The organism is Kribbella solani (assembly GCF_014205295.1).
Lineage (GTDB): Bacteria > Actinomycetota > Actinomycetes > Propionibacteriales > Kribbellaceae > Kribbella > Kribbella solani.
The window spans coordinates 2,464,506-2,484,535 of record NZ_JACHNF010000001.1; the positions used below are offsets into that span (position 1 = coordinate 2,464,506).

A 20,030-nucleotide genomic window follows, 5' to 3' on the forward strand; every position below is an offset into this window, starting at 1 on the left:
TCCCTGGACCGGGGACGTCAGGAGGTGGAGACTCCCGCTAGTTGTTTTCCGCCTGGATTGAGGGAGTGTCTCGTGAGTCATTTACCGAGAGTGTCGGGACGCGGGATGATCGCCGCCATCGCCGCGGTCGCGGCGGTGGCCGGCGGTGCAATTGGCCAGTCGGTCGCCGCCCCGACAGCTGTATCGTCCACTGCTTTGCAGCAACGCCTGGACGGGTTGCTGAACGACAGCCGGTACGACGGTTCGCAGGTCGCGCTCGTGGTCCGGGACGCGACCACCGGCGAAACCCTGTACGACCGGAACGGCGGCGAACGGCTGCTGCCCGCGTCGAACACCAAGCTCTTCACCTCGACGGCCGCCATGCACACGCTCGGCCCGTCGTACCGGTTCCACACCGACGTACTCGCCACCGCACCCGTCCGCGGTGGGAAGCTGCGCGGCGACCTCTACCTGAAGGGGTACGGCGACCCGACCGCCCTCGAATCGGACTACACCGGCCTGGCCAAACAGCTCAAGGCCGCGGGCGTACGCCGGGTCGACGGCAATCTGATCGCGGACGACACGTACTTCGACCACGTACGCCTCGGCGACACCTGGTCCTGGGACGACGAGACGTACTACTACAGCGCCCAGATCTCCGCGCTGACCCTCGCGCCGAACACCGACTACGACTCCGGTACGGCAATCGTCGAGAGCCGACCGGGCGCGGCGGCCGGCGCCCCGCTGAAGCTCAACCTGGTCCCGGCGAACGGCGCCCTGAAGCTCGTCAACACCGCGAAGACCGGCGCGGCCGGAACGTCGAACACCCTGACCGTCGAGCGGGACCACGGCACGAACGTCGTCCGGGTGAGCGGGTCGATGCCGCTCGGCGCCTCGGTCGACCAGGAATGGGTGACGGTCTGGGAGCCTGAGCTGTACGCGGCCGACGTGTTCCGCCGCGCGCTGGCCGCGCAGGGCATCTCGGTCAGCGGCCAGATCCGGAACGCGGGTACGCCGGCCGGCGCCACCCGACTGGCCCGGGACGAGTCGATGACCGTCGGCGAACTGATGACGCCGTTCCTCAAACTGTCGAACAACATGCACGCCGAGACCCTGGTCAAGGCGATGGGCGCGGTCGCCGAAGCCGACGGCAGCTGGCCGGCCGGGCTGGACGTGGTGACGAACTACGCGAAGAGCCTCGGCGTCGACACCAGCCGAATCCGCCTCTCCGACGGCTCCGGCCTGTCCCGCAAGGTGAACGTCACCGCCGACTCGATCACGGACGTACTGATCGGCGCGCGGAAGGAGTCCTGGTGGAAGCAGTGGTACGACGCGCTGCCGATCGCGGGCAACCCGGAGCGCATGGTCGGCGGCTCGCTGCGCAGCCGGATGCTGAACACTCCCGCCGTGAACAACCTGCACGCCAAGACCGGCTCGCTCACCGGGGTCACGTCGCTGTCCGGGTACGTCAGCACGAAGGACGGGCGCAAACTGGTCTTCTCGATGATCAGCAACAACTACCTGGACAGCCCGCGCTCGGTCGAGGACGCGGTCGGCATCACGCTCGCCTCCTGGTCCGACCAGGCACCGCCGGCGGCTGTCTCCACGCTGAAGAAGTCCGCGCCCGGTTGCGAGTCGGAGTGGGACAAGGCCTGCTGAAAACCCGGTCGGCCCGGCTCGGCAACCTGGCCGGCACGGCTTAATCACTTGGCTGGTGCGGTGGTCGTCCACGACGATGCGTGGATGACCGCCGTACTGCCTGTGGGCCATACCGTCCGGCCGCCGACGAAGGAGGACGCGCAGGCGATCCTCGACCTCGCCTCGGCGTACAACATCTCCGTGATCGGGATCGCCGACTGGACACTCGACGACGTCACGGACGCCCTGACCGACCCGGACTTCGATCCGGCGAAGGACGGCTGGCTCGTGTACGCGGCCGACCGCCTCGCCGGATTCGGCTGGGTCTTCGGCAAGGGCGATCGCCGGCAGCTCGACCTGGACGTGATCACCGACGATCCAGAGGTCGAGCGCTGGCTGCTGGACCGTCTCATCGAGCGATCAGGCGAGCTCGGGCGTACGCACAACCAGACGTCGGTGCAGTTGGACGTCGTCGTGTACCAGGCCGATGCCGCGCGGCAGGATCGGTTCGCGGGCTATGGATTCGCCCGCGGGACGGTCTTCCACCGGATGCGGATCGACCACGACGGCGCGGTTGAGGCACCGGAGGTTCCGGCCGGCATCACCGTACGGCGCGGGGCTCCGGACGAGGCGAGTCAGCGCGCGGGGCATGCCGTACTCAATGCCGCCTTCGACGGGCAGTTCGGGTTCACGCCGCGGCCGTTCGAGGAGTGGCAGGCGTCGCAGGACAACTTCTCGGCGTTCGACTGGTCGCAGCTGACTGTCCTGGAGCAGGACGGCGAGCCCGTCGCGATGCGGGCGGTCAACGATCAGTTCGTCGAGGACGAGAACTGCGGGTACATCGGCCGGCTCGCCGTACTGGAGAAGGCCCGCGGAAAGGGCCTGGCCAAGTACCTGCTCCGCGACCAGTTCGCCCTCGACGCGGCCGCCGGCCGTACCGGCACCATCCTTCACGTCGACACCAACAACCCGACGCCGGCGCTCGGCTTGTACACCTCGGTCGGCATGAAACCCGTACTCGTCATGGAGGTCTGGCGCCGCGAGCTGTCCGTCCGATGAGGCCGTCGGATGAGCGTGGTCGGATGAAGCTGCCGGACGGATACGCCGCCCGGCCGATGCGACTGGCGGATGCCGCGTTGATCGCGGACCGGTCCGCGGCGTACACCACCGCCCTGCTCGGCTTCGCGATGCACAGCCCCGAGGACGTCGCGAACTACCTCCGCGACCCCGCCATCGACCTGGCCACCGACGGCTGGGTGGTACTCGACCCGAACGGCGAATTCGCCGGGTCAGCCACGGCAGTCGCGAACAGTGATGGCTCCCGCGTCAACGTCGACATCCTGAGCGACACCGCACTCATCCTCAACTGGCTCCTCGACCAAGCCGAACAGAGGGCGGCTGGATGCGCTGGCGGTCCAGCAGCTGATAGGTCGGGGGTTGGGGTGCGCGTTGGCGTGGTCCGGCAGGACGTTGGGCTGAGGGAGGTTGTTGCCGCGCGGGGATCTGCGGTCGACACCACGATCCACCGGATGCGGATCGGCTTCGACGGCGCGGCGCCGGCGCCGGCCGTACCCGATGGCGTCGTCGTCCGGCGGGGCGCTCTCGACGAGCCGAGCCGGCGGGCGGTACACGCCGTGCTGATGGAGGCCTTCGCCGAGCAACCCAGCGCGCTGCCGCGGCCGTTCGAAGAGTGGGTGGCGTCGCGGGAGAGCCGATCGACGTTCGACTGGTCGCAGGTCACGATCGTGGAACTGGACGGCCGGCCGGTCGGCGTGACCGAGTGCAACGACAACTTCGTCAGCACCGACAACTGCGGCTACGTCGGCCGGCTCGCCGTCGTTCCGTCCGCGCGCGGCCTCGGCCTGGCCAAGTTCCTCCTCCGAACCGCGTTCGCCACCGACGCCGCCGCCGGCCGCTCCGGCACGATCCTGCACGTCGACACCCACAACCCGACCCCGGCAGTCGCCCTGTACACCGGCCTCGGCATGCGCCCGGACCTGATCACCGACAGTTGGCTCCGCATCCTGAATCAGGTACCTGGAGCTTGCCGTTCGGAGATCTGAGAGATTACTCTCGAAAGATGTCTCTCAGGAATCCGTACGGTGATTTCGAGGTCACCGATCCGCAGGCGATGCGGGCGCTGGCGCATCCGGTGCGGCTGGCCGCGCTCAGTTATCTACAGAAGAACGGGCCGGCGACGGCGACCCAGCTGTCCGAGCATGTCGGCGCGTCGCCGTCGGTGACCAGTTGGCATCTGCGGCATCTCGCCGGGTTCGGGCTGGTCGCGGACGGGCCGCCGCCGAGCGGGTCGGACCGGCGGCAGCGGTGGTGGCATGCGGTGGCGCGCGGGTTCCGGTTCGAGATGCCGGACACTCCGGACGGGGCGGAGGCGGCCCGCCTGCTGCGTACCGAGTTGATGAACCAGGCGCTCGAGTCGGCCCAGCAATGGCTGGCCGAGACCGAGCCGCACCTGAAACCGGAGTGGAGCCGCCTGGCCGGATCGGCGAACACGCTGATGGTCGTCACCCCCGCCGAGGCCGAGGCACTGGAGACCGCGATCGAACAGCTGTTCGCGCCGTACGTCCAGCGCCGCGACGCCGGTCAGTCACCGGACGACGCCCGCCCGGTCCGGTACCTGCGCATCTCCTTGCCCGAAGCAACGGACTGAGGCGGACCCGTGAGGACAGCCGCCGGCCTGTGGCGCGACCGCAGGTTCCGTACCTTCTGGTCCGCGCAGGCCGTCTCCGAGTTCGGCGACCGGATCACCGAGCTCGGCCTGCCGCTGATCGCGGTCACCCTGCTCGACGCCTCCCCCAGCCAGGTCGGCTTCCTGACCGCCGCGGTCTGGCTGCCGAACCTCGCGTCGCTGTTCATCGGCACCTGGGTCGACCACCGCCGGGACAAACGCCCGCTGATGATCGCGGCCGACCTCACCCGTACCGTCCTGCTGCTGTCCTTGCCGATCGCGTACTGGCTGGGCGCGCTCGCGCTCGGGCATTTGTACGCGATCGCGATCCTGGCCGGTACGGCGCATGTCGTGTTCAACACCGCGTACGCGTCGTTCTTCGTCCGGCTCGTCGAACGTGACCAGTTCCTGGAGGCGAACAGCAAGCTGTCCGCGACCCGGTCGATCTCGTACATGGGCGGTCCGGCGCTCGGCGGGCTGCTCGTCCAGGTGCTGACCGCGCCGGTCGCGATCGTCGCCGACGCGCTGACCTTCGTCTTCTCGGCCGTGCAACTCGGCCGGCTCAAGGTCACCCCGGCGCCGTCCGAAGAGCCGGCTGAACCACTGTTGCGCCGTGCCGCCGCGGGCATGCGGTACGTACTCAAGCATCCGTATCTCAGTCGCAGCCTGGCCTGTGCGACCACCGTCAACTTCTTCAACCTGATGAGTACGGCGCTACTCGTACTGTTCGCGAGCCGGAGCCTCGGACTGTCCGCGGGGACGATCGGACTGGCGTTCGGCGTCGGCGCGTCCGGCGGACTGCTCGGCGCGGTCGCCGCCGCACCGCTGAGCCGCCGCTTCGGCGCCGGTCCGGTGATCGCGGCCGGTGCGATCGTCTTCCCCAGCTCGATCGCGATCGCCGCGCTGGCCGACGGGCCGACCTGGCTCAAGGCGGTCGCGCTGGCGGCCGCCGAGTTCGTCGGGGCGTTCGCCGTGATGTGTTTCGACGTACCGCTGAACTCGTTGCAGGCGGCCGTCGTCCACGACCACATGCGCAGCCGGGTCGCGGGCGCGTTCAGCAGTATCAACTACGGAATCAGGCCGCTCGGCGCGATCGCCGGCGGGTTTCTCGGCACCTGGATCGGTGTCCGGGAAACCCTCCTGATCTCCGCCGCCGGCGGCCTGCTTTCCGTACTGTGGCTGATCGGCTCACCGATCATCCGCACCCGCGAGCTGAGCGATCTCGAACCGCCTCAGTTGGTGAACTCGTAGCTCAGCTCTCGACGGGCTCCTCGACCGGGTCGAGCTTGGCGACCGTCTTGCGGAGCGGGACCTCCTTGATGAAGATCACCGCGATCAGACTGACCAGCGCGCAGGCGGCCGCGATCAAGAAGATCCGTCCGGTCGCGTCGCCGTACGCGTGCCGTACCAGCTCCGCCAGCTGCGGCGGCAGGTGGTTGACGTCCAGCAGACTGGTGCCACCGGACCCGCCCTCCTGCAGCTTGCGCGCGGCCTCGGCACCGTTCGGGCCGGCCAGCAGGCCGGACACGATCAGGTCCTTGACCCGTACCGCGAGCACCGCGCCCAGCGCCGAGACGCCGACCGCACCACCCAGGCTGCGGAAGAACGCGACGGTCGCGGAGGATGCACCGATCTGGGTCACGTCGACGGTGTTCTGGACGGCGAGGACCAGGTTCTGCATCGTCATGCCCATGCCGAGACCCATCGACAGCATGCCGAGTCCGACGAACCAGTACGGCGAGGTGTGGTCGATCGTGCCGAGGATCAGCAGACCGACGAGGAGCAGTACGCCGCCGGACACCAGGTACCGCTTCCACTTGCCGTAGCGGGTGATCAACTGCCCGGACCCCGCCGAGCCGATGAACGAACCGAGCATCATCGGGATCGTCAGCAGGCCGGCCTGGGTCGGGCTGTAACCGCGGGCGATCTGGAAGTACTGGCCGAGGAACAGCGCGCTGCCGAACATCGCGACGCCGACCGCCAGGCTGGCCACGATCGCCAGTGCGGTGGTGCGCTCCCGTACGACCTTCAGCGGGACCAGCGGCTCCGCCACCCGGTTCTCCACCAGTACGGCAAGGAAACCGACCAGCAGCGTGCCACCGACGAACAGCGCGGACTGCCAGGACACCCAGGCGAAGTCGGAGCCGGCGAAGGTGACCCAGAGCAGCGGCAGGCTGGCCGCGATGCTGATCAGCACGGCGCCGAGATAGTCGATCTGAACCTTGCGCTTGAGTACGGGCAACCGCAGGTACTTCTGCAGGATCACCAGACTGACCACGGCCAACGGTACGCAGACGTAGAAGCACCAGCGCCAGCCGAGCCACGGGGTGTCGACGATGACGCCACCGATCAGCGGGCCGCTGACCGTCGCGACCGCCATCACCGCGCCCATGTACCCGGAGTACCGGCCTCGCGACCGGGGCGGAATCGCGGCGCCGATGATCGCCTGCGCGAGCGCCATCAGACCGCCCATCGCGAGCCCCTGCAGTACCCGGGCACCGATCAGGAACGTCACGTTGTGCGCCAGACCGGCCAGCGCGGACCCGATCACGAAGACCGAGATCGCCAGCTGAACCAGCAGCTTCTTGCTCATCAGGTCCGAGAGCTTCCCCCAGATCGGGGTGGACACCGTGGTGGCCAGCAGGCTCGCGGTGAGCACCCAGGTGTACTGCGTCTGGGAACCCTCCAGGTCCGCGATGATCGTCGGCAGGGCGTTGCTGACGATGGTCGAACTCAGCATCGCCGTGAACAGCGCGGCGAGCAGCCCGATCAGGATCTCGAGGATCTCGCGGTGAGTGAGTTCCGGCGCACTGGGCAGTTGGCGCCGGGTCTCGGTGACAGTCATTACTCTCCAGTCTTAAAGGGCGTTTGAGGGTGCTGTGCCGTAGCGAGGAGGTACTCGGTGCGGTAGCTCGGTGCGCGGGAGGGGAGGCCTCGATGTGGTTTCATCGTGGCCTCCCCTCCCGTGCAGCGAGATGCCGTGCCGAGTACCCCGCAGTAGGCTCAGCACCCTCAAACGCCCTCTGCGGGTTTTGCCTCACGAGCTGGTTGGCCTCGACGATCGCGTGGGCGACCCGCTGCATGGTGGCAGCGGCCGCGACCATCGCGTCGTCGTCGAGGTCGACCAGGGCGGCTCTCAGTTGCTGGGTGTAGGACGCGTACAGGGCCTCCAGCTGGGCCTTGCCCCGGGGCGACAGGCTGACCAGCCCGACCCGCGCGTCGGCCGGATCGGGCCGGCGGCTCACCAGGCCGTCGGCCTCCAGCGCGGTCACCTGCCGGCTCACCACGGACGCGTCGACGCCGAGCTTCGCCGCGATCTCGCCGCCGCGCTGCTCACCGTCCTTCATCAGCACCTTGAGCACGCTCGCGTCCGACCGGCGCAGCCCGCCGACCCCCGCCAGCTGCCGATGCTCGATACACCGCACCGCCCGCACCAGGGAACTGACCCCTTCGAGCAGCTCCTGCGCGGCCGCGTCCCGGCCCACCTCCAGGCCTTCCCGAGCTAGTTGCATAACCCAACTATACATCGATAGTTGGTTTCTGCAACCATATGCAAGGCGGGTAAAGCCCCGCTCACGGCCCGTGATCGAGCCGGGAGCGGGGCGAGGTCAGCCGAGGTCGGTGTTCAGGCGGGCCAGGAGGCGGGCGAGGTCGGCCAGGTCGGTGGGGTTCCAGCGGTCCAGGATGGCGCGGAACTCGGTCTGGCGCTGGGTGCGCATCGCCTCGTACCGTTCGGCGCCGGTGCTGGTCAGACGGAGCAGGCGGGCGCGGCCGTCGTCGGGGTCGCCGACGCGTTCGATCAGGCCCAGGTTCTCCAGCTGGGTGATGCCGCGGCTGACGGTCGACTTGTCCAGGCCGAGGATCTGCGCGACGTCGGAGGCGCGGGTTCCGGTACCTGAGGTCCCGGTGCCGAGTTCGATCTGGGAGATCAGGGCGTACCCGGCGGCGTCCATGTCGGGGTGAACCCGGCGAGCCAGCCGAAGCGACGCGGAGCGGGAGCGGCGGAAGAGAGCAGACAGCTCCTGCTCGATCGCCGCGACCCGCGGCTCGGAGTCCTCGATCGGCCCGCGCGCCGGCTCGGCGTCCGTGGGCGCGCGCGCCGGCTCGGGGTCCGTGGGTGCGCGCGCCGGCTCGGCGTCCGTGGGCGCGCGCGCCGGCTCGGGGTCCGTGGGTGCGTGCGCCGGCTCGGGGTCCGTGGGCGCGCGCGCCGGCTCGGGGTCCCTGGGTGCGTGCGCCGGCTCGGCGTCCGTCGGTGCGTGCGCCGGGGTGGTCATCGGACCACGATTCCGGCGTCGCGGAGTGCCTTCTTCACGTCGGCGATGCGGAAGTCGCCGAAGTGGAAGACGCTGGCCGCGAGCACGGCATCAGCACCGGCGTGTACGGCCGGCGGGAAGTGTTCCGGTGCACCCGCTCCCCCGCTGGCGATCAGCGGTACGTCCACCACCGCGCGTACCGCCTTGATCAGTTCGAGGTCGAAGCCCTGCTTGGTACCGTCCGCGTCCATCGAGTTCAGCAGGATCTCGCCCGCGCCCAGCTCGCAACCGCGTTGCGCCCACTCGATCGCGTCCAGCCCGGCCGACTTCCGGCCACCGTGCGTCGTCACCTCGAACCCGCTCGGCTGGTCCGCGGCCCGGCGTACGTCGAGCGACAGCACCAGCACCTGGTTGCCGAACCGGTGCGCGATCTCGCGGATCACCTCCGGCCGGGCGATCGCGCCGGTGTTGATCCCGACCTTGTCCGCGCCGGCCCGGAGCAGCCGGTCCACGTCGCCGGCCTCGCGTACGCCGCCGCCGACCGTCAGCGGAATGAACACCTGCTCCGCGGTCCGGCCGACCACGTCGTAGGTCGTCTCGCGGGAGCCGGACGACGCGGTGATGTCCAGGAAAGTCAGCTCGTCGGCACCTTCGGCGTCGTACACCTGCGCCATCTCGACCGGGTCGCCCGCGTCGCGCAGGTCGGCGAAGTTGACGCCTTTGACCACGCGCCCGGCATCGACGTCCAGACAGGGAATGACTCGTACGGCGAGGCTCACGTAGCCAAGCGTAGCGGTCAATTCGAAGCCAACAGTCCCATGACCACGCCAACCACCAGCGCACCGGCCAGAACACCCACGATCACCGGTACGAAGCTCGCACCGGTCCGTGGCGCACCGGGGATGTCCGGCAGGTTGAACAACCGCGTGACCCGTTGCGGAACCAGTACGCCCCGCGTGGCCGCCGCGTGCAGCGCGTCCTTCAGGTGCGGATACACCTGTGCCGGGACTGGGATGCTCACGATCACGGCCGTGCGGTCGTCCTGCAGCCGGACCGACACCGACCCGCTCCGGCCACGCTCCCAGCGGGCGCCGGACAGCGCGGCCAGATCCAGCGATTGGCGGCCGATCGCCGTCGTCACTTCCAGGTAGCGGTCCCGGACCCGCGGGCTGAAACCGTAGTTGCCGAGCGTGAGAAGGATCCACAGCAGACCGAGCGAACCGATCACGATCGCGGCCGCGGTGATCCCGGCCCGGATCGACACGATCACCAGAACCGAGGCCACCGCCACGAATCCAGCGGCAACGGCGTACCGGACAGTCGCGGAGATCCGCCGGGGCGTGAGATCACTCATCGGCGAAACGCTAGCCGATCAGCGTTCCACCCGGCCGCCCGAGCACCGCCGGCCCGCCCATCGGCCGGTCGGCGTTCCACCCGACGGCCCGAGCACTGCCCATCGGCCGACCACGGATCTCGCGGCCGGCCGGCGGAGTGCACTTGTTGCTGCCGACGGCGGTGTACTACTTCCAGGCGCGGCGGCGGCCGTCTGTTGACTTCATTGGGCGGGTGGTTTCCCAGACGCGGCGCCAGCGGGCGGCCTCCGGGCCGGTTTGGGACGGCGACGCGCCGATCGCGGCGCGGCGGCGCGACTCGTACCAGGTGGTCGACTCCTCGTCGAGCAGCGCGGACACCGCGGCCGCGATCCGCGGCGCGAAGTCACGGGCGCTCTCACCCTCCGCGGGGCGCAGCGGGTCGCCGTACCGGACCGTGACCGCCGGGCGGCCCGGCACCGGCCAGCCGCGACCACGCGGCATCGCGGCGTACGAACCCTTGATCCCGACCGGGACAATCGGCACATCGTGCTCGACAGCCAGGTACGCGGCGCCCATCCGGAACCGCTGGATCCAGCCGTCCGGCGAGCGAGTGCCCTCCGGGAACACGACCACGTTCCAGCCGTCCGCGAGCAGATCGCCCGGGGTCGAGCTCATCTTGCCGCCGCGGCGCTCGATCGGGAACGTGTTGAACACAATCGCCGAACCGGCCGCCCGCCACCAGGTGTCGAAGAAGTAATCCGCCGCGGCCGCGAACGCCGTCCGGCGCCGGATCGCGTCCGGCAGCGACAGCAGCAGCAACGGGGTGTCCAGGTGCGACGAGTGGTTCGCGACGATGATCGCCGGGCCGTCGAGCTTCAGCAGCGAGTCCAGCCCGCTGACCCGCGGGCTGACCTCGAAGTTGAGAACCGCGTTCAGCGGGCCCTTCTGGATCAGGTCGCGGACCGCGATCGCGGCCGGCGTCCGGGCCCACCGGGTCGGGAAGACCGTTGACTCCTTCGGGACCACGTACGGCTCGGCCGAGCGCGGCACCTGCGGCCGCCGGCCCCAGCGCCACCCGCGCGCGACCTGCTTCACGTCGCGCGCGGTGTCCCGGCCGAACTTCACCAGGCTGGTCCCCATCAGCGCACGTCCGCGAGCAGGTGCGGCGGGTTGTGCAGGTAGGTGATCGACGGCGACCGGCCGACCGAGTGACTGACCATCTCCAGCGCGTCCTGCAGCGTCGACGCGGACCGGAAGCCCATCCGCTCGACGGTCTTGCGGTTCGCGCCGACCCAGACGATGTCACCGCAGTGGTCCAGCGCGTGCGAGATCCAGTACCACATGTAGAACGGGTGCACGCCGTGGTACGCGTACGACGTCCGGTACAGGTGGATGTACCACGGGTCCTCGGCGTACTGCTTCTCGAACTTCGCCTCGATGGTGGCCGGGTCGGTGCTCTCCGACAGCACCTCCTCGAAGAAGTCCACGTACGACGGGTGGTGCAGCTGGTTGAACTCGTAGTCGACCGGGTGGTACAGGATCACCGCGCCGTCCTTCCGGACGACCGGGTTGCCTCGGTACGAGTTGAAGTAGTACCCGAGGCCCATGCACGCGGCCAGGATCGGGTTCATGATCGAGTTCACGTTGTACGGGCCGACGAACGGTACGCCCATGATCGCGACGTCGGACTGGCCCTGTACCTCGACCATGTGCTGGCGGTGCACGTTCTCCAGCGTCTTGTCGTGCACCGGCTCGATCTTGCCCGCGTGCACGCCGGTCAGGCCGTAGTTCGACCGGGTGTCGGTGAAGATCTTGTGCCGCAGCTTGTTCGGTGCCGCCGCCAGGCCGCGCTTGGTCGCCAGGAACGACGCCTGGTCCTTGATCGACCACTCCCACTCGCGCTTCTGGAGGAACTCCAGCGGACCGCCGAAGATGTCGTTGTTCAGCGTCGTCTCGATCTGGAACACCTTGACGTGCTGGGTCAGCACCTCGCCCATCCGCCAGGCGGAGTGGTGCATCTTGGACGCCTTGTGGTCCATGAACGACCGCGAGTGGATCATCGTGTGGCTGTTGTGGTGGTGCTTCAGCGACTTGTACGACGCCAGGCCGATGGACGTGGACTTGTGGCCACCGTCCATCGCGACCAGGTTCACGTTCACGTAGACGAGCAGGTCGGACTCGGCCGCCCGCTTGGAGATCTCGACGTCCTCGCCGTGCTTGGTCTGACCGAGGTGGGTCAGGTTCGCGGCGTCCTCGGCGTCGAAGTTGTAGAGCTTGCCGTCCGGGAAGAACGACCGGAAGACCCGCTCGCCGACGATGTCGCGGAGCTCGTTCGGGGTCAGCCGGCGGTGCAGCGCGTTCGCCGAGATCAGCTCGACATCGTCGACACCGGCCGACGCCGCCATTTCGAGGACCGCCTCGATGATGCGCTGCCGGATGTCCGGCTTCTTCATCGGCGGCAGCGGGATCGAGATGTCGTCGAACGCGATCGTCAGCCGCATCCCGGCGCGCAGCAGCTCCGGCAGCGGCTCGGACTCGAGCGGGTTCAGCAGCGCGTTCTGGATCGCCTCGTCGACGTCGCGGACCGGCGGCAGCGCCTCCGGCGGGTACACCACCCGGGTGCCCTGCGGGAAGCGCTCCAGCAGGAAGCCCTCACCGTTGTGGACGAGCAGGGGTGGCGTCCGGTCGTCCACCTCGAGCACGAAACCTGGCCGAGACATGTCAGAACCTCTCTCGTCGTACGTTCAGCATCGTCACAGCCCTCATGAGGCCCTCACATCGAATGCGACCTTGACTGTTCCCAGTCGGCCGGCGGAGTGCGCGTGGTCGAGCGCCTCGCGCCAGCGGTACAGCGGGTAGCGGGCGCCGACGATCCCGTCCAGCGGCGCCCGGCCGGCCAGCTCCAGCGCGGTCTCGAAGGCCGGCCGGCCGTTCGGTTCCTCCCGCGCGGACGCGTACGTGCCGGTCACCTCGAGCTCGCGGAACCACACCGGCGACAGGTCGGCGCCGCTGGCCGGCATCCCGGACAGCACCACCCGGCCGCCGGCCTTGGTGACCCGCAGCACGGTATCGATCGAGTCCTTGCTGCCGACCGCGTCCACAGCGACGTCCACGCCACCGAGCAGGAACTCCCCCGCCCCGAAGTCGGGCTTCAGCCGGAACGCTCCGGTCGACCGGCGAACGCCGCGGAACACCTCGTCGGGCGCCACCACGTCACTCGCGCCGAACGCCCGCGCCAGCTCCCGCTGTTTCGCGTGCTTGGCGACCACGGTGATCCGCCCGGCCTGCGTCAGCTCGCGCAGCGCGAGGGTGGCGAACAACCCGACCGCACCTGCGCCACTCACCAACACCGACTGACCCGGCTCGACCTTCGCCCGCAGCGCCGCGTGTACGGCTCCGGCGAGCGGTTCGACCAGGACCGCACGGTCGTTGCTGAGTGTCTCAGGTACGGCATACAGCTGACTCCGATGCGCGACGAGCAGGTTTCCCCACCCGCCACCGGTGTCCTGGCAGAAACCGGTCTGCAGACCGGGCGCCACGTGGCCGACCGTGATCCGGTCGCACCGGTTGGTGTTGCCGGTAACGCATCCCTCACACGGCTCGACCCCACGGGCAGCACAGGTGAGGACGGAGTCCAGTACGACGCGGGTGCCCTTCGGCAGGTCCTCGCAGTCGTCGAGCAGCTCGCCGACCACTTCGTGACCGGGTACGAACGGCATCGAGACGACAGCGGAGAAGTACAGCTTGGTCGAGCCGGTCACCATGCCGAGGTCGGAACCGCAGATACCGGACAGGATCGGCCGGATCCGCGCCCAGCCCGCCCGCTCGGCCTTCGGCTCGTTGATGGTGACGAGCCGCAGCGGCGCGGCCGGCCCGGTCAGCACGCCGGGGATCCGGCCGCCGACCGCCTTGGCCGCCAGGTACTTGGCCGGCGAACGGTACATCTCTAGCGCGAGCATCATCTTGCCAAGCCTCCAGAACGCTGCACCCCAGGGAGTTCGAGACGGGACGAGGTGGACGGGGTCTTCCAGTCGACGATCTGCCAGCGCGCGGCCCGGGCGGCCCGGAACAGCGACACGTCCGGCGAGACCGCGACCGGGTTGCCGACCGCGGCCAGCATCGGCAGATCCGAGTGGCTGTCGGCGTACGCGAACGACTTCGACAGGTCGATGTTCGTCTGCCGGGCGTGATGCTTGATCCACGCGGCCCGGGACTCACCGACCAGCGGCGGACCGGACAGGAAGCCGGTGCAGCGACCACGATCGTCGACCGCCAGCTCGGCCGCGACGATCTCGTCGAACAACGGCTCCAGCGGCCTGGTCAGCGGCCGGACCGCGCCGGTGATCAGGATCGTCTTGTGCCCGGCGGCGCGGTGCTCGCGAATCCGGCGCACGGCCGCTCCGCTCAACCGCTCCAGCACGTGCTCGGCGAGGATCTCGTCGACGATCTGGTTCAGCTCTTCCAGATCGGCGCCCTCGTACCGGCGGTAGATCGTCCGCAGGAAAGTGCCGCGATCCTTCCGCTCGGCCGCGATCAGCTTCGGCAACCGGCGCAGCATCTGGCCGATCTCACCGGCCCGCTGCGGGCTGTCCAGCTCCGGCAGCCGCATCCACAGGTAGGTCTCGATCACGTTCGAGGACAGCAGTGTGCCGTCCATGTCGAACGCCGCGATCACCTGGGATTCCTGGTTCGGCTCGACCTTCTTGAGCACGCCCGCGGACTCGGCCAGCGCCTTGTTCCGCTTCTTCCGGACCACGTCGAGGCGGCGCATCGACTCGGTCACGCTCGGGCAGTGCAGTTCCTGCAGGTAGTACTGCCAGTCGACGACCGCCGTGTCACAGGCGAACTTCTCCCGGTCGTCACCCTCGAGACTGTTGTGCAGGGCAAGGACATTGTCGTCGATGAACTGCAGCTCGGCCTGCGCGTACTCCGAGTACAGATCCATGTACCGGCGGAGGAAGTCCAGCCGGCGCTTCTGGACGTCCAGTTCGCGGGCGTACTTCCGGGTCCGCTCGCCGCGCGGCACCCGGGTGATCACCGCATCGGCGATCTTGTGCGCGCGCTCGCCGTACCTGAGCATCGTCTCGACCGAGTCGCCGCCGGGGAACTTCCACACCGGCAGCCGGACGGCGCCCCGCTCACCCAGGTCGAACGGGTGCTTCGAGAAGTACTCGCGCACGCCCGCGTACAGCTGCTCGAACGTCAACGGGTTCCGGGCGCCGGAGCCGATGTGGTAGTACTCCGGCTTGTTCAGCTCGGGCTCGGTCGCCATCACCGCGCAGATCGCGCCGACCACGTGGTCGACCGGGATGATCTCGATCACCGAGTCCGGCGAGGCCGGGAACTCCGGCAGCTCACCCCGGCCGTACGCCAGGATCAGCGGCTCGGCCATCTTGAAGCCCTCGATCCAGCCCGGGTGCGGGCTCTGCACCGCGGACTCGATGATGGCCGGCCGGACGATCGACGTCGGCAACGTACCCGCGAACTCCTCCACGACCCGCTCGCCGAGCGCCTTGGTGAAGGTGTAGCAGTCGGTCCAGCCGAGGCTGCGGGCCCGCTCGGTGCCGGTCTCCACCAGCTTCTTCGCGACCCACTCGATCCGGCGCCGCTCGGTGTCCGCCGCCGCGGTCAGGTGACCCGCCCGGCGGTGCAGCTTCTCGGCGTCCTTGCGGAACTTGGCAAGCATCCCGGCCGACCGGGACTGCTCCTCGATCCGGGCCTTCATCGCCATCCCGGCCTCGGCCTCGGTCCGCCAGTCGACGGTGTGCTCGACCGGCGCCTCCGGGATCGCGCCCCGCCGGCGGCCCGCCGTGTACGCGGTGGAGATGTGTACGTAGTGCACCGGCCGCCCGGTCTCGACGATCCGCTCCAGCAGGCTCTTCGTACCGAGCACGTTGGTCGTGAACGCCTCGTGGATCGGCGGGTCGAAGCTGACGTCGCCCGCGCAGTGCACGACGATGTCGAGATCCTTCGGCAACTCCGGTACGTCGGCCAGGTCGCCGTCGATGACCTGAATCCGGGCCGCGGTCAGCGCCTCGGCGTCCGCGTGCTCGGTGCCCTCGCCGTAGAACGGCTTGAAGATGTCCTTGCGGAGCAGCTGCGCCATCCGGTCGGTACCGGTCAGCGAGCCCTTCGGCCGGATGATCGCGACCACGGTGGTACCGGGGAGCTCGCCGATGATCCGGTGCAGCAATGCTTCACCGACGAAGCCGGTGACGCCGGTGACCAGGACCTTCTTGTCCTGGAGTTTGTCCTTGAGCTTGCCGCCCAGACTCACTTGTCGCCTCCACGCGTGAGCTCGAGTGCCTCGGTCAGGGTGAACGCGCCCGCGTACAGCGCCTTGCCGACGATGACGCCCTCGACCCCGTCGGCGACCAGCGTGCTCAGCGCCTTCAGGTCGTCGAGGCTGGAGACGCCACCCGAGGCGATGATCGGCTTCTCGGTGCGCGCGCACAGATCGCGGTACAGGTCCAGGTTCGGGCCCTGGAGCATGCCGTCCTTCGTCACGTCGGTGACCACGTACCGCTCGCAGCCGGCCGTCTCCAGCCGGTCGAGCACCTCGTACAGGTCGCCGCCTTCCTTGGTCCAGCCACGGGCCGCCAGCGTCCGGCCGCGGACATCCAGGCCGATCGCGACCCGGTCGCCGTACTGCTGGATGATCCGGTCGCACCACTCCGGGTCCTCGAGCGCGGCGGTGCCGATGTTTACCCGGCGGGCACCGGTCCGCAGTGCCGCCTCGAGAGACGCGTCGTCGCGGATGCCGCCGGACAGCTCGACCTGTACGTCCAGCTTGCCGGTCACCTCGGCGAGCAGCTCCCGGTTGCTGCCGCGGCCGAACGCCGCGTCCAGGTCGACCAGGTGAATCCACTCCGCGCCCGCGTCCTGCCAGGCCATCGCCGCCGCCAGCGGGTCACCGTACGACGTCTCGCTGCCGGCCTCGCCCTGCACCAGCCGAACCGCCTGACCGTCCGCGACATCGACAGCGGGCAGCAGCACCAGGTTCGGCGGTGGAGTAAGGACGGAATCCGGGGGAGCCATGGGCCACACCTTAAAGGGCGATCCGGAAGGTTTCGTAACCCGGACGCCCGCTGAGTCGTTGAGATCCAATCTGTCTCAGCAATACCACGGGGGTTAGTGGTCTCATCATTAGGCTGGCCTGGTGGAGACCGTTGCGCAACTCGAGACCGACCCGCACCCGACCTTGGCGGCAATCCGCCCGATCGGCTGGGTGGAGCCACTCAACGCCTGGCTGGTCACCGGCCGGGCACTCGCGTTACAGGTACTGCGCGACCCGGAAACCTTCACCGTCGACGATCCGCGCTTCTCGACCGCCCAGGTGGTCGGCCCGTCGATGCTCTCCCTCGACGGCAACCCGCACAAAACCCACCGGGACCCCTTCGAGTCCCCCTTCACCCTCGCCGAAACCCGCCGCCGCTTCACCACCCCCGTCCAGCAAACCGCCACCGCGCTCATAACCACCCTCCAACAAACCGCCACCCGCACCACCGCCGGCACCCAGCCCGCACCGCCCGCGCCCGCCCCTTCCGGTGCCTCCCCCACCCACACCTCGCCACCCGGGCCCGGCGCTCCGGCTTCCCCCACCTCGCCGCTGGAGCCTGGCTCTGGTGCCTTGCGTGTTTCCGCGGATCTGCGGACGACGCTTGCGGGACCGTTGTCGGTTGCCGTGGTCGCGCTCTCGCTCGGGCTGCCGCCGGCCTCGGCCGACACCGTGCTCGGGTGGTACACGGCGATCTCGACTTCCGTGTCCGGGATCTCCGCCGGTCAGCCGGCCACCGCCGACGGCGCCACCGCCTTCGCCGAGCTGCACAAACATGTTGCCGCCGGCATCGACTCCTCCGACTCCCTGCTCGCCACCGCCGCGCACGCGGGTCTCGGCATCAGCGAGGTGGTCGCGAACGCCGCGGTGCTGATGTTCGGCGGCATCGAGACCACCGAGGGCATGATCACCAACGCCCTCTGGCACCTCCTCACCAACCCCGACCAGCTCGCCCTGGTCCGCGCCGACCCCACCCTGCTCCCGAACGCGATGGAAGAATCCCTCCGCCTCGAACCAGCCGCCGCCGTCGTCGACCGCTACGCCACTCGCGACCTCGAACTCGCCGGCGCGACCATCCGCCGCGGCGACATGGTCACCGTCTCCCTCGCGGGCGCCGGCCGCGACCCGGAAACCTTCGCGTCACCGGACACTTTCGACGTACGCCGCGGCAACGCCCGCCGCCATCTCGCCTTCGCGAGCGGACCGCACATCTGCCTCGGCATGCACCTGACCCGCCTGGAAACCATCACCGCCCTGGAAGCCGTCCTGAACCTCCCCGACCTGGAGCTGTCCCCGGATTCCCCACCCCCACACGGCCTGGTCTTCCGCAAACCCACCGCCCTCAACGTCACCTGGGCCGCATAACCACCACTGCGATCATCCACGGAACTGCCGGTCGCTCACCTGGGCCGTGTGAGCACCAGCATCGTCGCCGTGTCCACCGGAATCACCCGCTCCGGGTCACGCTCCGCGTCCTCGGCGAGCCGCGCGAACCCAGGCTCAACCTCGCCCTCCGGCAGGTACTCGAACGTCGAGAACGCCCGCACCCGAAGCCGCTCATAACTCTCCCGCAACGTCCGCGGCACCCCCGCCACCACCCGCACCACGTCCTCCTCCGGCTCCAACCCCGCTGCCCGAGCCAACTCCCGTACCTCACCCAACGCCCTGAACATCCCGGCATCAACCACAGCCGCCGACGGAAAGTATTCGTACCAGAACAAATCCGGCATCAGATCCGAGAACTGACTCCGCATCAACGCCACTCCCCCGGGCCGCAACACCCGCCGCACTTCCCGCAGCGCCCGCTCCGGGTCCGGAAAGTGATGGAACGACAGGAACATCAGCACCACGTCAACCGATGCCTCAGGCAACGGAATCTCCTCCGCGCTGCCCGGCAGATAGCTGACTCCCGGATGTGGCACCTGCTCGGCCACCAGGCGCATCTGCTCCGACGGCTCCACCCCGTACACCCGGCCCTGGAACTCGGCTGCCAGCCCAGGAGTGAACCGCCCGATCCCGCTGCCCAGGTCGAGTACGTCCAGCGGCCGCCGCTCCGGCGCCTGCGCCGCGAAAGCCGCGGTCCATTGCCGAACCACCTCCGCCGGCATCGCCCGCCCCGCCGCGTACACCCTGCCCATCCGACCGTCGTAGTCGACCATCCCGTCAACCTATGTGCGGAAGAACTGTACGTATAGACCTAGCACCTAGTGCACCCAAGCGCAGCCGGGCCGCCGCGTACGGCGTACACCGGGTGCACTACCTGTCGAACCGCACGTCATCCGGCCAGGAACACGTCGTACGCCAGGCGCAGGATCAGCGCCGACACGACGATCAGGAAGATGACCCGGACGAAGCGGCTGCCGCGGGCGACGGCGGTGCGGGCGCCGAGCAGGCCGCCGAGCATGTTGGCGGCACCCATGATCAGGCCGAGACGCCACAGCGGCGCGCCGTGCAAGGCGAACACCAGGATCGCGCCCAGGTTGGTTGCCACGTTGGCGATCTTCGCCTTCGCGCTGGCCTGCAGGAAGTTGTACCCGAGCAGGCCGACCAGCGCGAAGATCAGGAACGACCCGGTCCCCGGACCGACCGCGCCGTCGTAGAACCCGATCAGTACGCCGACCGCGCCGGCCGCCAGGTAGTGATCGCGGCCGTCGAATCGCAGCGCCGTCCGTGCGCCGAGCGACGGCTTCAGCGCGGTGTAGATCGCGACCGCGACGAGCAGTACGAGCACGATCGGCTTGAACCACGACATCGGGATCTTCGTCGCCACCAGCGCACCGCCCGCGGCACCGATCCCGGCCAGGATCGCCAGCGGCAGTACGGTCTTGCGGTCGGGGCGCACTTTCACGCCGAAGGTGACCGCGCTGGTCGTCGTACCGCACAGCGACGAGATCTTGTTGGTGGACAGGATCTGCGCGGGCGACGCGTTCGGGAGGCCGAGCAGCATCGCGGGCAGTTGCAGCAGACCACCACCTCCGACCACCGCGTCGATCCAGCCGGCCGCGAAGGCGGCGATCACCAGGAACACCAGGGTCAGCAACGAAACATCAGGCACGAAGGCACATCCTCACGGGCCCGATGATCGGGTAAGGGCATAGTACAGA

The 20,030-nt window shown here is 69.2% G+C and carries 18 protein-coding genes; 6 read left to right on the top strand and 12 right to left on the bottom strand.

Annotation, left to right across the window (positions count from 1 at the left end; all coding sequences use genetic code 11):
- Window positions 1–105: 105 nt before the first annotated feature.
- From dacB to HDA44_RS11095, 5 genes are all read left to right on the top strand, one after another.
- A complete protein-coding gene (gene dacB / locus HDA44_RS11075) occupies window positions 106–1,638 on the top strand; it encodes a D-alanyl-D-alanine carboxypeptidase/D-alanyl-D-alanine endopeptidase (protein ID WP_184833521.1) in 1,533 nt (510 codons plus the stop codon).
- 84 nt (window positions 1,639–1,722) lie between these two features.
- Entirely contained in the window at window positions 1,723–2,676 is a 954-nt protein-coding gene (locus tag HDA44_RS11080; protein WP_184833522.1) for a GNAT family N-acetyltransferase, read from the top strand.
- 23 nt (window positions 2,677–2,699) lie between these two features.
- A complete protein-coding gene (locus HDA44_RS11085; protein ID WP_184833523.1) occupies window positions 2,700–3,680 on the top strand; it encodes a GNAT family N-acetyltransferase in 981 nt (326 codons plus the stop codon).
- Between the two features lie 17 nt (window positions 3,681–3,697).
- On the top strand, window positions 3,698–4,285 hold the full coding sequence (locus tag HDA44_RS11090) for an ArsR family transcriptional regulator (protein ID WP_184833524.1): 588 nt from the start codon (window positions 3,698–3,700) through the stop codon (window positions 4,283–4,285).
- A gap of 9 nt (window positions 4,286–4,294) precedes the next feature.
- A complete protein-coding gene (locus tag HDA44_RS11095; RefSeq protein WP_184833525.1) occupies window positions 4,295–5,554 on the top strand; it encodes an MFS transporter in 1,260 nt (419 codons plus the stop codon).
- Window position 5,555: 1 nt separating this feature from the next.
- Here the strand turns inward: HDA44_RS11095 and HDA44_RS11100 are convergent, their stop codons facing one another.
- From HDA44_RS11100 to priA, 10 genes are all read right to left on the bottom strand, one after another.
- On the bottom strand, window positions 5,556–7,148 hold the full coding sequence (locus tag HDA44_RS11100) for an MDR family MFS transporter (protein ID WP_184833527.1): 1,593 nt from the start codon (window positions 7,146–7,148) through the stop codon (window positions 5,556–5,558).
- Window positions 7,149–7,248: 100 nt separating this feature from the next.
- Window positions 7,249–7,815: a MarR family winged helix-turn-helix transcriptional regulator gene (locus tag HDA44_RS11105; RefSeq protein ID WP_184833529.1), complete on the bottom strand. Its 567-nt coding sequence runs from the start codon at window positions 7,813–7,815 to the stop codon at window positions 7,249–7,251.
- Window positions 7,816–7,911: 96 nt separating this feature from the next.
- Complete coding sequence (locus tag HDA44_RS11110) at window positions 7,912–8,577, bottom strand: MarR family winged helix-turn-helix transcriptional regulator (RefSeq protein ID WP_184833531.1); 666 nt, start codon at window positions 8,575–8,577, stop codon at window positions 7,912–7,914.
- Complete coding sequence (gene hisF, locus HDA44_RS11115; protein WP_184833533.1) at window positions 8,574–9,335, bottom strand: imidazole glycerol phosphate synthase subunit HisF; 762 nt, start codon at window positions 9,333–9,335, stop codon at window positions 8,574–8,576. Before hisF ends, HDA44_RS11110 begins: the two co-directional genes overlap by 4 nt.
- A 17-nt stretch (window positions 9,336–9,352) precedes the next feature.
- On the bottom strand, window positions 9,353–9,910 hold the full coding sequence (locus HDA44_RS11120; protein ID WP_184833535.1) for a hypothetical protein: 558 nt from the start codon (window positions 9,908–9,910) through the stop codon (window positions 9,353–9,355).
- 166 nt (window positions 9,911–10,076) lie between these two features.
- Window positions 10,077–11,009: a lysophospholipid acyltransferase family protein gene (locus tag HDA44_RS11125; protein WP_184833537.1), complete on the bottom strand. Its 933-nt coding sequence runs from the start codon at window positions 11,007–11,009 to the stop codon at window positions 10,077–10,079.
- Window positions 11,009–12,589, bottom strand: coding sequence for an NPN-dependent hydroxyacid isomerase, LarAH14/15/16 family (gene larAH, locus HDA44_RS11130; protein WP_184833539.1), 1,581 nt, complete (start codon window positions 12,587–12,589; stop codon window positions 11,009–11,011). The genes HDA44_RS11125 and larAH overlap by 1 nt, the downstream gene beginning before the upstream one ends.
- A gap of 42 nt (window positions 12,590–12,631) precedes the next feature.
- Window positions 12,632–13,831 carry a zinc-dependent alcohol dehydrogenase gene (locus HDA44_RS11135; RefSeq protein WP_184833541.1) on the bottom strand — a complete coding sequence of 400 codons (1,200 nt, stop codon included), beginning with the start codon at window positions 13,829–13,831 and terminating at the stop codon, window positions 12,632–12,634.
- Window positions 13,828–16,146, bottom strand: coding sequence for an HAD-IB family hydrolase (locus HDA44_RS11140; RefSeq protein WP_337905846.1), 2,319 nt, complete (start codon window positions 16,144–16,146; stop codon window positions 13,828–13,830). The genes HDA44_RS11135 and HDA44_RS11140 overlap by 4 nt, the downstream gene beginning before the upstream one ends.
- Window positions 16,143–16,907 carry a bifunctional 1-(5-phosphoribosyl)-5-((5-phosphoribosylamino)methylideneamino)imidazole-4-carboxamide isomerase/phosphoribosylanthranilate isomerase PriA gene (gene priA / locus HDA44_RS11145; RefSeq protein ID WP_184833543.1) on the bottom strand — a complete coding sequence of 255 codons (765 nt, stop codon included), beginning with the start codon at window positions 16,905–16,907 and terminating at the stop codon, window positions 16,143–16,145. Before priA ends, HDA44_RS11140 begins: the two co-directional genes overlap by 4 nt.
- A gap of 121 nt (window positions 16,908–17,028) precedes the next feature.
- Here priA and HDA44_RS11150 point away from each other — a divergent pair, with 121 nt between their 5' ends.
- On the top strand, window positions 17,029–18,291 hold the full coding sequence (locus tag HDA44_RS11150; RefSeq protein ID WP_337905847.1) for a cytochrome P450: 1,263 nt from the start codon (window positions 17,029–17,031) through the stop codon (window positions 18,289–18,291).
- A 35-nt stretch (window positions 18,292–18,326) separates the two neighbouring features.
- On the opposite strand, the gene HDA44_RS11155 is transcribed toward HDA44_RS11150, so the two are convergent.
- The gene (locus tag HDA44_RS11155) at window positions 18,327–19,085 is read right to left on the bottom strand and encodes a class I SAM-dependent methyltransferase (protein ID WP_184833545.1); all 759 of its coding nucleotides are present in this window, start codon (window positions 19,083–19,085) and stop codon (window positions 18,327–18,329) included.
- A gap of 116 nt (window positions 19,086–19,201) precedes the next feature.
- Entirely contained in the window at window positions 19,202–19,981 is a 780-nt protein-coding gene (locus HDA44_RS11160) for a TSUP family transporter (RefSeq protein WP_184833547.1), read from the bottom strand.
- Between the last annotated feature and the right edge of the window lie 49 nt (window positions 19,982–20,030).